General features: G+C 72.4%; 10 protein-coding genes and 2 tRNA genes. 1 reads left to right on the top strand and 11 read right to left on the bottom strand.

The window, feature by feature from the left end:
- The first annotated feature begins 9 nt into the window (after positions 1 to 9).
- Entirely contained in the window at positions 10 to 1,050 is a 1,041-nt protein-coding gene (locus ACZ6TV_RS10945) for a DNA polymerase IV (RefSeq protein ID WP_465296958.1), read from the top strand.
- Positions 1,051 to 1,168: 118 nt separating this feature from the next.
- Here ACZ6TV_RS10945 and ACZ6TV_RS10940 read toward each other — a convergent pair whose 3' ends face one another.
- From ACZ6TV_RS10940 to ACZ6TV_RS10890, 11 genes are all read right to left on the bottom strand, one after another.
- Entirely contained in the window at positions 1,169 to 3,217 is a 2,049-nt protein-coding gene (locus tag ACZ6TV_RS10940; RefSeq protein ID WP_465296957.1) for a cellulose binding domain-containing protein, read from the bottom strand.
- A 100-nt stretch (positions 3,218 to 3,317) separates the two neighbouring features.
- Positions 3,318 to 4,676: an ankyrin repeat domain-containing protein gene (locus ACZ6TV_RS10935; protein ID WP_465296956.1), complete on the bottom strand. Its 1,359-nt coding sequence runs from the start codon at positions 4,674 to 4,676 to the stop codon at positions 3,318 to 3,320.
- 185 nt (positions 4,677 to 4,861) lie between these two features.
- Entirely contained in the window at positions 4,862 to 5,416 is a 555-nt protein-coding gene (locus ACZ6TV_RS10930; protein WP_465296955.1) for a GNAT family N-acetyltransferase, read from the bottom strand.
- A gap of 43 nt (positions 5,417 to 5,459) precedes the next feature.
- Entirely contained in the window at positions 5,460 to 8,882 is a 3,423-nt protein-coding gene (locus ACZ6TV_RS10925; RefSeq protein ID WP_465296954.1) for a glycoside hydrolase family 2 TIM barrel-domain containing protein, read from the bottom strand.
- 156 nt (positions 8,883 to 9,038) lie between these two features.
- Complete coding sequence (locus ACZ6TV_RS10920; RefSeq protein ID WP_465296953.1) at positions 9,039 to 10,859, bottom strand: ankyrin repeat domain-containing protein; 1,821 nt, start codon at positions 10,857 to 10,859, stop codon at positions 9,039 to 9,041.
- A 40-nt stretch (positions 10,860 to 10,899) separates the two neighbouring features.
- Positions 10,900 to 10,973, bottom strand: a tRNA-Met gene (locus ACZ6TV_RS10915).
- A 165-nt stretch (positions 10,974 to 11,138) separates the two neighbouring features.
- Positions 11,139 to 12,248 carry a hypothetical protein gene (locus tag ACZ6TV_RS10910; protein ID WP_465296952.1) on the bottom strand — a complete coding sequence of 370 codons (1,110 nt, stop codon included), beginning with the start codon at positions 12,246 to 12,248 and terminating at the stop codon, positions 11,139 to 11,141.
- Positions 12,249 to 12,288: 40 nt separating this feature from the next.
- Positions 12,289 to 12,450, bottom strand: a complete 162-nt coding sequence (locus ACZ6TV_RS10905; RefSeq protein WP_465296951.1) for a hypothetical protein — start codon at positions 12,448 to 12,450, stop codon at positions 12,289 to 12,291.
- 66 nt (positions 12,451 to 12,516) lie between these two features.
- Positions 12,517 to 12,888, bottom strand: coding sequence for a cyclic-phosphate processing receiver domain-containing protein (locus tag ACZ6TV_RS10900; RefSeq protein ID WP_465297014.1), 372 nt, complete (start codon positions 12,886 to 12,888; stop codon positions 12,517 to 12,519).
- Between the two features lie 403 nt (positions 12,889 to 13,291).
- Positions 13,292 to 13,364, bottom strand: a tRNA-Val gene (locus ACZ6TV_RS10895).
- 365 nt (positions 13,365 to 13,729) lie between these two features.
- A partial coding sequence (locus ACZ6TV_RS10890) for a hypothetical protein (protein ID WP_465296950.1) occupies positions 13,730 to 14,027 on the bottom strand: 298 nt, incomplete at its 5' end.

The following is a 14,027-nucleotide window of genomic DNA, read 5'->3' as shown; positions in this document are numbered from 1 at the left end:
GTTGATGGGGTGAGCTGGTGGGTGTTGCACGTCGACCTCGACCAGTTCATCGCGGCGGTCGAGGTCCTGCGCCGGCCCGAGCTGCGCGGCCTGCCCGTCGTCGTCGGCGGCGACGGCGACCCGGACCGGCCGCGGCAGGTGGTCGCGACCGCGTCCTATGAGGCGAGAGCGGCCGGCGTCCGGTCCGGCATGCCGCTGCGGGTCGCGGCGCGCCGCTGCCCCACCGCCGTGTTCCTGCCGTCCGACCCGCCCGCCTACAAGGCAGCGTCCGAGCACGTCATGGCCACACTGGCAGGCTTTCCCGTGCGGCTGCAGGTGTACGGCTGGGACGAGGCGTTCCTCGGCAGCGACACCGACGAGCCGCTGGTGCTCGCCGCGGACGTACGCCGGAAGGTGCTCGAGGAGACGGGCCTGAGCTGCGCGGTCGGCGTGGGCGACAACAAGCTCACGGCCAAGCACGCCGCCCGCTTCGCCAAGCCCGGCGGCATCCACCAGCTGACCGCCGGCACGTGGCTCGCCGAGATGGGCGCGCTGCCCGCCGGCGAGCTGTGGGGCGTCGGCCCGAAGACCACGAAGCGGCTCACCGCGCTCGGCCTGCACACCGTCGCCGACCTGGCCGCCGCCGATCCCGCCCTGCTCGTCCCGCAGCTCGGCGAGCGCTCCGGCGCATGGCTGTCGCTGACGGCCCGTGGCCTCGGTGAGACCACCGTCGACACGACACCCTGGGTCGCCCGCTCACGCAGCCGCGAGACGACGTTCACGGTGGACGTCACCGACCGCGACGAGCTCTCCTCCCACCTCACGACGCTGGCCCGTGCCCTCGGCGCCGCGGTCACCGCCGAGGGCCGGCAGGTCACGCACGTGGCGGTCAAGGTCAGGTTCCCCTCCTTCCGCACCCCGGTGAAGGTCATGAAGCTGCGCGGCGGCCCGACCACCGACCTCGACGAGATCACCCGTACGGCGCACGCGGTGCTGGCCAAGTTCGCCCTCGACCGTCCTGTGCGGCTGCTCGGCGTGCGGCTGGATCTGCTCCAGCACTCGCGGCAGTAGAAGTCCCGGGTCGTTCTCGCGCGCCGACCCGGCAGGCAGGGCAGCCCACCGGGTCGGCGACATGCAGGAAAGACATGCAGTAATAGACATGCAGGAAAGACGTGCGGGAAAAGCAGGATCAGGCGACCGTGCAGACGGTGCCGTTGAGGCGGAAGGCCGACGGCAGGACGTTGGGGCCGTTGTAGGCGCCGACGAAGCCGGTGCTGGTGGTGCCGCCGGAGGCGGCGAGGGCGCCGTTGGTGTCGATGTTGGTGATCTTCACGTCGCGGCCGGTCTGGGTCCAGTTGCCGTTCCAGTTGCCGGAGACGGTCTGCCAGGGGGTGGGCCAGGTGAAGGTGAGGGTCCAGCCGTTGATGGGGCTGGGGCCGGTGTTGGTGATATCGATGTTGCCGACGTAGCCGTTGCCCCAGTCGTTGACGTCGGTGAAGCGGACGGCGCAGGTGCTCGTCGCCGGGCTCGTCGTGGTGAACGTCAGCGGCGGCGAGGACCAGGAGACCTTGCCGGCGGTGTCGCGGGTGATGACGTTGACGGTGTAGCGGGTGCCGGGGTTCAGGTTGTACACCTGCAGCGACGTCCCGGGCGTCTCGCCGAGCTGCTCGCTGATGGCGCCGTTCTGGCGGTACACCTCGTATTTGGCGCCGGCGCCGGTCGGTGCGGCCGGCCACGCGATGGTCGCCGTGGTCGCGCCGACGGCCGTCGTCGTGGGCTGGCCGGGCGCCGCGGGGGCACCGGTCACGGGGGCCGCCGGGTGCAGTACCAGCAGCGTCAAGGAATACGGGGGCAGGGTCTGCGCGGCCGAGGTGCCACCGGTGCCGCTGACAGGAGCGGCGGCACCGTTCGTGAACGTGGTCACCGTCGGCGCGCCCGCGGCGGGCGAGTAGCCGGAGTACCGCAGCGCCACCGGCCGGGCGTTGTCCGGGTCCTTGTTGATGAGCAGGACAGCCAGGTCACCGTTCGGGCGGCGGGCGGCGTGCGCGGCGACGAGGGGGTCGCCGGTGGCGGCGCGGACGAGCTGGTCGCCGGGCTTGATGAAGGACTTCATGACGCTCAACGCGTGATACGGCGCGAACGGCGTGTTCAGCGGCGGCTCGCAGACCGTGCCGCCGGTCTGGCAGCCGCCGCTGGACAGCATGCCGAAGTCGCCGTAGTCGGTCTGCCCACCGACGGTGGAGACGGTGCCGATGCCGTTGTGCACGTTCCACCACTGGACGGTGAAGACCCCGTTGTCCAGGAGGCTGCTGTACGCGTCGGCGAGGAACAGCGCGCCCGGCTGGGTGTTCTGGCCGACGCCGACGTTCAGCTCGGTGAAGCTGACCTTGATGCGGCTCGCGCCGGCTCCCGCGTGGCGGGCGATCTGCTGGCGCGTCAGGTACATGATGTCGTCGATCTGGTCGGTCTTCGTCAGGGCTTCCGCGGCGGAGCCGCCACCCGGGTACCAGTGCAGGTCGACGAAATCGATGGACGGGCCGGCCACGGAGAGCACGACCTGGTTCCACGTGCCGGCGTCGCCGGAGCCGACCAGGCCGTCCGGCCAGTTGCCCGGGGTGGTGAGCACCGCGCCGATCTTGATGGTGGGGTCGACCGCCTTCATCGCGGCGGCGAACGCGACCACGCCCTCCGCGTAGGCGCGCGGGCTCTTGTCGGCGTGGTTGTCGGCCTCCCACGCGGTGCCGTAGTGGCCGTTGCCGTAGTTCTCGTTGCCGATCGTCCAGTACTTCGCCCCGTAGCCCTTGGTCACGTTGGCGTAGCGGACCCAGTCGGCGGCTTCCTCGGCGGTACCGGTGCCGTAGTTCGCAATGATCATCGGCTGGGCGTTGATCCGGCGCACCGAGCCCATGAACGTGTCGAAGTCGGTGTTCGGGGCGACGTAGCCGCCGGGCGCGGTGTGGTCGCGCCAGTGGTAGATGTCGGCGTACGAGCCGCCCGGGTATCGCAGCATCTGCGCCCCGGCGGCGCCGAGCAGGTCGGACACCGCGGTGGTGCCGAGCTCGGCGTCCCAGATCGCGTCGTTGACGCCCAGCGCGGTGTCCGGGACGGTCGCGAGTCCCGCCCGGGCGTTCACGGTGACGGTGGTGGGTGCCGGATCCGCGGCCGCTACCGCCGGGAGTCCTGTCGTGAGCAGCAACGCCGCGACGGCCACAGCGCCGCGGCGAATTCCGATCTGCATGGCGGTCCAATCGGAGAGCATGGATGGAAGCGCTCCCATGCTGTGGATGCCCCTGGGACATGTCAAGCGCTTCGACAGTTGCCGCGCCCCGACCACGCGCCTATCGAGAACGTTCCACGGTCGCCAGGTAGTCGGCCACGTCCCGCTTGCCGTTGTGCTCCGCCCAGCCGCGCGGCGTGGCGTTGAACCGCGGCTCGCGGCGGTCCGGATCCGCGCCGAGCCCGACCAGCGCCCGCACCGTTTCGAGGTGCCCGTTGTGCGCCGCCTCGTGCAGCGCGTCGGTGCCCTTGAACGGGAACCCCAGGTCCGCCATGAGCCGCACCGCCGCCGTCCGGCCGTCGCTCGCGGCCGCGACGAGGTGGTGCGGGCGCCTGCTGATCGCCGTCCCGGCCAGCGCGGGGTCGCTGACGGCCTCGCCGCGCATGCACTCGCCCAGGAACCGCAGCACTGGATCGTCGCTCTGCAGCAGGTCCGTGTGGCCGTACATGGTGGACAGCTGCCGCGCGTTGAGCCCCTCGAAGATGGGGTGCGTGGTGCCGACGCCCTCAGGATCGGCGCCGTGGCGGAGCAGGAGGCCGACCCGCTCCACCGCGTTGTGCCGAGCCGCCTTGATCAGCTCGTCCTGCAGCAGCTGCGCGGGCGTCGGATGGGTCGGTCCGAGCCGCCGGTGCCACACCCCGCCGTCGCCGCGCCCCAGGCCGTGCCGCAGCAACAGGCGGAGATATGCGTCGTCCCCGCTCTGGAGGCCGCGGTTGTACAGCGTCTGACTGTCGTTCGCGTCGGCACCGGCCGCGAGCAGCACCTCCGCCAGCGCCTGCGCCTCGGGGTGCGGCGGCTGCCCACCCTCACCCCCGCCGAAGACCCCCGTCAGCACCGTGAACGGCGACGGCAGCCCGTCCCACAGAAACCCCGCGTTGGGGTCGGCGCCGCGCTCCAGCAGCAACCGCGCCGTCTCGATCGCGGCCCTGCTGCCGATGCGCGAGTACGCGAGATACAGCAGCGGCTCCCACCGGTGCGGTCCACCCTGCCGGCTCGCCAGCCCCGGATCCCGGTCCAGCAACCCCCGCACCGCCGCGGCGTCCCCGACCGCCGCCGCCGCGAAGACCGACTGGCTGCCGAGCTCGGGCCGCGCGGCCAGCATCGCCCGTGCCCGGTCCCACCGCTCCGGGTTGTCGCGGCTGTACGTGAGACAGGCGAGCACCAGCAGCTCGCTGTCGCTCTCGTGCTGCGGCGACCGCGTGAACCGCTCGATGACCTCCAGGGTCGCCCGCAGCCTGGGCCAGCTGGCAAACCCATACGACCGGGCCACCACCAGCAACGCGTCGGACCGCCGCAGGACTTCGGGCGGGCTCGGGTGGAACTCCCTGACGAGGTCGGCACCCTCGCCCCGCTGCAGCGCTCTGGCCTGATTCCGGAGATGCTCGACACTGGGCCGGTCGGGAAGACGGCGGATCGGCACGATGGCCTCCTTGTCCGAATGCCTGGCGCCCGCAAGCTCAGGCCGGAAAGGAGGGACGACACCGGCGCAGCGAATCTCTTCCTCAGGTGGGCTGTGCCCTCCGCGCGGACCGCCGGCGCCCTGCCGCGCCACCAGCAGGCTACTCGACCTCGCGGCGCACCGGGGCGGACCGACGCCCGCGTCGCTCAGCCGGTCGCGTCCGCTCTCGAGATGGCGTATTCGTGCTCGGTGCCGGCGGCGGCTTCGACGGTGGTGCCGGTGGGGGTGAAGCCGGCCTTCTTGTACATGGACTGGGCGCGGGTGTTGTCGGCGTGGACGTAGAGCCGGACGCGTTGCGGGGACGGCGCCGGCAGGGACCAGGACCAGGCGAGGGCCGCGTCGAACAGGGCGGCGGCCAGGCCGGTGCCGCGGGCCTCCGGGCGGACGTAGACGCCGACGAGGTGGGTCTGGGCGGCCGGCACCACCACACCGAAGTAGTCCTCGAAGCCGGGCGCCTCGACGAGGACGGTGACGGTGCCGAGCCAGCGGCCGGATGGGGAAGCGCCGATGAACTGGTGGACGGTGCTGCCCTCGGCGGCGGTCGTGGTGCGGCCCTGCCAGAACTCGTCGGGCTGCGAAGCGGCCTGGTCGTAGGTCTCCAGGAACGCTATCGACGCGACGGGGTCCTGCAGGGCCGCGAGCCGCAGCTCCTTCGCCGAGGGCCAGTCCGAATCGACGACCGGTCTGATGGTGTATTGCATCGGGTCATCCTGGCATCGCGGCAGGACGAGCGACGCGCATTTTTCAGGCGGGCGTGAAGCGGACCGCGTTGGCCCGGGCGAAGGTCGTGCCGGCGGTCAGGACGACCTTGCCGGCGGTGCCCTGGGCGAAGGACCACGTGCCGAGCGGGTGCCAGGCGCCGCCGACCGCGACCTGGTTCACCGTGAAGGACGCCGTGCCACCGGCGTGGGTGACCTGGTACGCCGCCGCGGTGGCGCTGCTCGAGTTCGGCGGGACCCAGATCTCGACCCGGTAGGTCCCGGCGGCGCGCAGGGTCGGGGCCCAGGTGGCGGTGGAGCCGGCGGTGTTGCTGTAGCGGCTCGGGGTGCCGTCCACGCCGGCGAGGCTGCTCGCCAGCCAGGTGCCGGTCTCGCGGTACCGCACGGAACCGGCACAGTCGGCGGCGGTGTCCAGCGGCGTGACGGTGACCTGCCGCGGCCCGGGCGTGCCGGGCACGACGTAGCCGGCGGACGCCGCGCTGGTGCCGCCCTCGCCGACGGCGGTGACCCGGTAGGCGACGCCGGCGACGCCGCCCTGCGCGCCGAGCACGAGCGAGGTGCCGGTGACGACGACGGACGTGGGCACGCTGCCGCAGTCGGAGGCCGAGACGAGATACCCGGCGGCGCCGGGAACCGCGGACCACACCAGCGTGGTCACGCCACCGCTGGTGGAGCTGCTCAGCCCGGTCGGCGTGGCCGGTGCGCCGGTGGGCAGCACGACGGTGGTCCGGGCGGACACGACGACAGGCGCGGACCAGCCGGCCGCGGTCCCGCACCGCACGCTCACCTGATGCGTGGCGTCGGCGACGAGCCCGGTGACGGTCAGCAGCTCGACGGCCGAGGACTCCACGACCCGGACCACGGTGCGCCCGCCGCCGGTGGCGGTCACCTCGTACCGCTCCGCGAAAGGATCAGGGGCGATCCGCACCGCGAGCCGGTCGTCGGCCGCGAGGACGCCCAGCACGGCGAACCCACCGGCAGGAGTGGCGAACGAGCTCCACACCGTGTTCGAGCCCTTGATCCGCACCGAGGTCCCGGTGGTCACGATCCGGACCGAGCCCTTCAACGACGTGGTGAACGACGGACCGCCGAGCACCTCGACCTGATGGTCGGTCGCGCCCGGCGCGACGATGAAGCCGAGCACCAGCCCGCCGGAAACCGGCACCACGTCCTGGATCCGCGGCGGCAGGGCCAGCGTCCCCGAAGGGGTCACGGAGGACGGCGTGGAGGCGGCGGACACCCCGGAGCCGTTGAAGGCCACCACCCGCACCTGCACCGCGACCCCGTTGGCCAGCCCGGTCACGTCGGCGAACCCGTTGATCGTGTCGGCGCTGGTGACACCCGTCGAGGTGAGCACCCGGTATCCGTCGGCGTTGGCGACCCGGTCGAAGACCACACGCACGGCACCGTCGGCGGCGACGACCGAGCGGATCACCGGCGCGGCCGGCACCCGCAGGTCCGAAGTGGCCACCGCGACCTCGTGCCCGGAGGGCGCGAGCAGCGACAGCCGCTGCCGCACGGCGGTGCCCGGATCGGTCCACCGGACCGCGCGCTGGAAAACGCCGGAGCCGGGCGCGATGTCGGGCAACGGCACGATCCGCCCGTCCAGCACCGCCCCCGAAGCGTCCGTGACCTGCCAGGCGAGCCGGTGCCCGCGCAGGATCCGGGAAGCGCCGGCGGACACGGAAAGCAGGCTCAGCCCGCCCGAAGTGGCGACGGCGAGCCCCGAAACGAGACTGTTGGTGGCCTGGAGCTGCGCATACGCGCGTTTGCGCTGGCCCCACACGTTCTGGATGCCCCAGCCGCGGACCTGGTTGGGCGACGTGCCGCCGAAGCTGCTGCGGTAGTCGTTGAAGGTCCAGTGCGAGCTGCCCACCACCCACGGGCGGCTGACGAACGCGGTCGCGGCGGCGTCGCTGGTGGTGCGGAAGTCGATGTCCTCGCGGCTGGTGGGGAACGTGAAGCTGTCGGAGCTGTATTCCGACACGAAGATCGGCTTGTCCGGGTAGAGGCCGTGCACGTGGTCGACGTTGCCGGCGAAGCCGCCGTACATGTTGAGGCACGCGAAGTCGGTGTACTGCAACGCTTCCCCGGCCGGCGTGGACGCCCCGGCATAGGTGTTGCTCACGTAGGTGCACAAGCGGGTGCTGTCCAATGAGGACTTGATGTAGGCGATCATCTCGCGGACGAACGTCATGCCCTCGGCGCTGGTGCCGCGGATCTCGTTGGCCACCGACCAGGCGACGATCGACGGGTGGTTGTAGTCGCGGCGGATCATGTCGCGCAGCTCTGCCCGGGTGACCTCGTTGGCGGGGTCGAGGTTGGCGCCGGACCCCCAGACGGGGATCTCCTCGATGAGCAGCATGCCGATCTCGTCGGCGTAGTCGAGCAGCTCAGGCGTCTGCGGCACGTGGTGGATGCGCATCAGCCCGGCGCCCGCGGCCTTCATCCGGTCGAGGTCGCGGCGCACCAGGTAGGTCGGCTCGGTCGCGCCGGCGACCCGGTCGTCGCCCACGCGGTTGTAGCCGCTCAACCGGCTCGGCTCGCCGTTGAGGTGGATCGCCGTGCCGCGCACCTCGACCTTGCGGAATCCGAAGCGGTCGGTCTTGCCGTGCAGCACCGTCGAGCCCTCGACGACGGTGGTTTCGCAGGTGTACAGGCTGGGCCTGTCCAAGCTCCACAACGCATACCCGCCCGCGGGGACGGCACTGTCCAGGCGCGCCTCCGCGGTCCCCCGGGCCGGGACGGTGACCGTCGTCGAGGGCGTGCCCCACGCATACGTGCTGCGCACGGTCACGGTCCTGGCGGTGGCGCCCGCGTTGGACAGCGTCACCCAGTTGACCACGGTGCCGGCGCCGGTGGTCAGGTCCGGGGTGGCGATGACGTGCTGCCGCTCGACCCGCACGGGCGCGTCGACGGTCAGCGACACCGACCTGCTGATCCCGCCCCACGGCCACCAGGCGCCGATCGAATACGTGTTGCTGGCCGCGACGACGATCGTGTTGGTGGCGGCGAGACGGCTGGTCACGTCGAACTCGAACGGCGTGTAGCCACCGGAGTGCTCGCCCAGGTAGACGCCGTTGAACCAGACCCTGGCCCGGTAGTAGACGGCCTCGAACCGCAGCCGGACGACCTGCCCCGCGGTGACCGCGGGTGACGCGACGGTGCGCCGGTGCCAGCCCCAGCCGCGATAGCCGGCCCAGGCGTCGTGGACGTCCCAGTTGCCGGGGATCTGCAGCGTCGCCCAGCCGGAGTCGTTGAAGCCGGGCGTGGCCCAGCCGGCCGCCTCGCCGGTGTTGCCCGGGTCGGTCGCGAAGCGCCACGCCCCGTCGAGCGGGACCACGACCGACCCGGCCGCGTGTGCGGGAGCGCCGAGGGACAAGGGGAGGAGCGCGCCGGCCGTGCCGGCGCCGATGAGCTTGAGGACGTCGCGACGATGCGTGGACACACGTGCCTCCTGATGGGAGAAGACTCCCGGAATCGGCTACGGGCGGATCCGATTCGGGAAGAGGCTTGCAGTAGACGCGAAGGTAGTGCAGCCTCCGCAACGCGTCAACCATCAGGGGATCGGTGATCCCCACTGGACGGCCAAGGCCGGGCCCGATCACCGGTAGTGGTTCAGCGCCCGCAGGAACTCGAGGTCGGTGCGACCGGTCCAGATGGCGACCCGCGAATACGGGCGCTCCGAGCGGGCCTGCGGGTCGGCGCCCGCGGCGAGCAGCCCCCGCACCAGGCCGGGGGTGCCGAAGTCGACGGCCGGGTGCAGCGGCGTCTCGCCGTTGTCGTCGCGGGCGTGCACGTCGAGGCCGGCGGCCAGCAGCCGGGCGAGGAGATCCGCCCCGAAGAGCCACGGCAGCAGGTGCAGCAGGGTGCGGCCCCGCTCGTCGCGGACGTGCGGATCGATCCCGGCGTCCAGGGCGGCGGTCACCGCCGGACCGTCACCCTGCTGGACGAGCAGCATCAGCTCGCGGCGCAGACCCCGCATCTGGCCGGGCATCCGCACCGTGTGGTCCCGCCAGCCGTCGACCGCGGCGACACAGCCGCTCGGCGCCCCGCCGAAGGCCCTGATCGCGCGCTCCCGCTGGACCTCGGCGGGCGTGTCCTGGATGTGGATGGCCCCGTCGCGCAGGACCACCTCGTGGATCCGCTCCCCGCAGTGGACCCTCACCCGGTCCCGCACGGTCACTGGTTTCGCTTCGGGTGTGGTTCCGGCGGGGAACAGCGTCCGGTGCACCAGCGGATGCAGCTCGTCTGGGCCGGCGTCGCCACGGATCAGGGCGGTGAGCTCCTCCGGCCGGCGGGCCAGCGCGTGCGGCATCCTCGGCACCCGGTCCAGCTCGAGGCCGAACTCGGCGACCTCGGCCCGCCGCCTGGCCTCGTCGACCTTGCCGTACGGCACACCCGCCACCAGCCTGGCCCGCGGCCGCGGCGTGTCGAGCCGGTCCAGCACGATGCAGCGGCCGCGCACGTCGATCCGCACGAGCCCGGCCCGCTCGTCGACGTGCAGCGGCATCGGCTCGGCCCGCGGGCCCGGCACCTGGACCGTGGTCCTGGTCCCGCCGGTCCACCTGGTCTCGTCCACCATCCGCTCCACGGGCGCGGCGCGGCGCAGGTCCCCGATGTGGGCGACGACGCGCCGGGTCGCGTCGGCGAGCGCGGTGTGGACCGGCCGCAGCCAGGTGAGCGACCGCTCGACGACCTCGCGCCGCTTCTCCTCCTGGCCGCTTCCGTTTCTGGCTCCGGCTCCGTTTCCGGCTCTGGCTCCGGTCTCGGCTCCGGCTCTGGCTTCGGTTCCCGGTTCGGCTTCGGGGCCAGCGAATGCCGCCGGGTCGATGCGGTCGCGGCTCCAGCCTGGCTCGAACAGCAGCACCTCGAGGTCGAAGCCGGCCGCGGCCCACGCCTCGGCGTGCCTGCCGTCCTCGTCCAGCTGGATCGCCCGCTCGGTGCGTGTCGCCGCGCCTTCCCTGCGCGTGCCGTCGGCCTCGAAGAACGGCAACCGGTCGGTGCCGCCGCAGCGGGTGAGGAGCTCGTTCGTACACCTGGAATCCCAGCGATCGCGGACCAGCAGCAGCGAATCGTCGCGCTTGCCGGTCGCACCGGCGCCGAGCCGCTCGAACCGCAGGGCGATCCGCTGCGGCCGGTCGAGGCGGGCCGGTGGCCGGACGACCAGCGCGTGCGCGTCGGGGAACAGCGCCAGCGGCAGCCGCAACCCCGTGCGCAGCAACCCGTCGTCGGGCCGCCGCGGCGCGTACCACCGCAGCAGATCAGGCACGAGATGGCGCAGATCGTCCTCGAGCTCGCGGGCGGTCGCCGAGCCGTGCAGCCGTTCGATGCCGGGAAGGTCGAGCTCGACGTCGACGCCGGCGGCCTCGCAGGCGCCGCGCCAGTCGCCGGCCAGGCGCCGCGCGGTGGCCCGCTCGATCATCCACCCCGGCACCCGCACCGCGCCCCCATGTCGTCGAGGGCAGTGCCGACCGGATTCGAACCGGCGTCCTTCCCGCTTATGAGGCGGACGCGACAACCTCTGCGCTACGGCCCTGCCGCGGCCGAGTGTATCGGCGCCGTTGCGGGTTTCGGACCGCCGCTCGCTGTTTCGAGGCGCAGCTTGATGTTTCGGAGCGGCGCTCGCCGTTCTCGGATCGCCGCTTGCTGGTTTCGGATCGCCGCTTGCTGGTTTCGGATCGCGGCTTGATCACGTGTTTGATTACGTGCGCCGCACCAGGTGCCGGCCGAGCGGGGTCAGCTCGATCGTGCTGCCGGGCTCCGGCCACATCGCCCACACGGTCGTGCCCCACGCGGCGGCCTCGGCCTCGCGCTCAGGGTCGGACGTGTAGCCGGCGACCGCGACGGCGCCGTGCCGGGCGAGCGTGGCGAGGATGTTGCGGACCGAGGTGGCGGCGAGCCCGGCGAAGAGCCGAGGATCCCCGACCGGCAGGCGCCCGGCCTGCTCGAGCAGCAGCCGGTCGATGAGCCCGTCCAGCTCGGCGGGCCCGTCCTGCTCACTCAGCAGTTCGAGGAACAGCGGCGTCCACGGGTCGAGCCAGCCGCGGATCTGCTCGGCCCCCTTCTCCGAGTGCAGCGGCGTGACCGGATGGATCAGCATGTCGGCGAGCCCCGACCACAGGTCGAGGGCCTCCCGCTCCGGCGCCGTGCCGGCCAGGACGTCACGGACCAGTCCGGCGCCCGGCCCGGCGGTCACCCTGGTCCGGCGCAGCCTGATCACGTCGAACTCGACCGCCGCCAGCCACAGCGCCGCCAGCACCGGGTCGGTCCCGTCCCTGAGCCCGAGCGCGCTCCGTAGCCCCTGCCGGTCGGCCTTGCGGACCTCGCCGCGGTCGTCGCGCGGCCGGCCCTCCTCGCCGACCCAACCGGCCAGCGCGGCCAGGTCCCGCACCAACGCACTGCGCCCTACCTGGGCCGTTTCCTCCCCGACCGGGATCCGCGCCGGCTCCCGCGGCGGCGCGGGCGCCGTGCTGGGCTTGCCGGTCATGGCCGCCGGGAACTTCACCTTGAGCCGGTCCAGCTCCTTGACCAGCGCGGCCGGCCTGGCACTGCCCGGGTGCATCCGGTCCGTGACGTCGAGAAACCTGATGAACCCGCGCACGTCGTCGAGCCCATGCTCGGCCAGCCCGGGCTCAACCTCTTCCCGCGCCGCGACCTGCCGCATGAACAACTGGTTGAGGTCCCCGCTGCGCCACAACGTCGGATCGGTCCGCCCCCGCAACAACCCACCGACCCGCACCTTCTCGGCGTCGTCCACCCCCGCCCATTCCGCGAAGTCGTCCACGAGCCGCTGCCGCAACCGGTACGCCATCCACCGACCCTATCCAAGCGGCTCCCGGCAGCGGCTCCCGTCAGGCGACAAGGGTCCCGAAGAAGTCCCCGAACCCTTTACCGAGCGCACCGATCAGCCCCAGAAGCCCTTTGGCGACGTTCGCCGCCGCCTGCGGCCGGAAGGCAATGAAATAGATGAGGAACGCCCAGGCGGCGTAGGTCAGCGTCTTCTTCAGCGTCATCGCTTGCCCCGTGCAGTTTGTCGTCCGGTCATGTACCGGCCGGCCGACTACCCCTGAGCCACCGCCCTAACCGCCTTCTTCCCCATCCGCCTGGTGGATCCTGCCGAGGTACGCCAGGTCGGGGGTCCCGGTGACCACCCGCACCTCGTACTCCCACCTGAGCAGCGCCTGCCGCATCTTGGCGACGCCGGGCGGATTCGCGGAGTGGATGAGGACGACACCGACGTCGAACGGCTCCCCACCGAACTCCGCCTCCTCCAACACCTCGATCACAGGCCACACCGTGTCCTCACCCCCGAGATCGTGATCCAGCCACAACTCGTCGATCCGCCCACCCCGAAGCCGCCGCAACACCTCCACCCCAGCCGTACTGCTCCGCGCCACCACGGCAACCCGCCCGTCGACAAACGACCGCAAATCATCGACCAGCACAACCACGCCCACCCGCCGCACCCTAACCTCCCAGGCCCCAACCGTCGCAGCACCGCGACGGTTGGGGCAGCGACGGCCGGGATCGGCGCACGTCAGCGGACGCCACCCGCGACCGAGACTCTCGGACTGCCGACGACACGAGCCGGTCGTTGGCCTGGTCGCGGCTTGGGGTGTGCGGCCGAGGTGGAGTCGTCCCCGGCGCGGGCAGCGTTGTCTCGTCGCAGGCCGGGTGGCATCTGTTTGAGGGTGTGCGGTCGCCGCTGGGTGGGCCGAGGACCGCGCTCGGCTCGGTGAAAGGGGGAGCGGGCGCGGTGGACCCGGTGAGGGACGCGGTGGGCTCGGGTGACGGCACGCTCGGTTGAGGACGGGCGGCGCTCTCTGCGGACAGGCGTGAGTCGCGGCCGGGAGGCAGGGCCGGCCGGAGTCGAACCGGCGTTCCCCACCTTGTAAAGGTGGTGCGACGACCTCTGCGCTACGACCCTGCGATGCGGATCTTAAGCCGGACCGCGCCGTTTGGTGCCCAGCGTGCGGGCCCGCCCGGCGGTCCACGGTCGAGGCCGGCACGGTTCGGGTCGGCTGGTCGCGCGGGGTCGGTCTCGGGCCTGACACAGGGTCAGGTCGGGTGTCGCGACCTGCTCGCACGGATCTCGGCCCTTGGCGGGCACGGTGCTGGGCGTGGAGGTGCCGGATGCCGAGGTCCGGGGGGTTGCCGGCTGGGCGTGGAGTGGTGGCGAAGGCGCTGATGCTGACCCGGGCAGGCGCGGACGCGAGCTGCTGGGCGTGACGATGCGGACTCGAGCCCTGGAAACGTAAGCGCGAACGGCGGTCACTCGGGCGCGAACACTGGTCACCCGGCTGCGGTGAAGGTCCAGGCGATCGACAGCCAGGTGGCGATGCCGGCAGAGCGGCAGACTGCGCGATCGCCGGTGCGGGTTCGGGCGATGGGCGGGCCGGCGTGGCAGCACGGCGCGTCGAGACAACGCCGGCCGCGGCCCGGCGCACCGGAGCGGAGACCGCTGTGGCCGTCGGCTGAGACACCGGTCGGGTCGTGGTCGGAGCGGCTTCCGCGGTAGGCCGGGCCGGGATGGTTGTCGGCTGGGGCTCGGGTTGGACTGTGGTCGGAGCGGTTGCGGCGGTCGGTCGGG

The sequence above is a fragment of the Dactylosporangium sp. NPDC051087 genome (assembly GCF_055586325.1).
The sequence above is the reverse complement of the archived record's forward strand: the minus strand, read 5'-3'. Positions and strand labels throughout refer to the sequence as shown.

Bases quoted from the DNA above. Each gene is read 5' to 3' on its own strand.
- ACZ6TV_RS10905 (WP_465296951.1), bottom strand. From the start codon at position 12,450: ATGACGCTGAAGAAGACGCTGACCTACGCCGCCTGGGCGTTCCTCATC.
- ACZ6TV_RS10930 (WP_465296955.1), bottom strand. From the start codon at position 5,416: ATGCAATACACCATCAGACCGGTCGTCGATTCGGACTGGCCCTCGGCG.
- ACZ6TV_RS10910 (WP_465296952.1), bottom strand. From the start codon at position 12,248: ATGGCGTACCGGTTGCGGCAGCGGCTCGTGGACGACTTCGCGGAATGG.
- ACZ6TV_RS10920 (WP_465296953.1), bottom strand. From the start codon at position 10,859: ATGATCGAGCGGGCCACCGCGCGGCGCCTGGCCGGCGACTGGCGCGGC.
- ACZ6TV_RS10940 (WP_465296957.1), bottom strand. From the start codon at position 3,217: ATGCAGATCGGAATTCGCCGCGGCGCTGTGGCCGTCGCGGCGTTGCTG.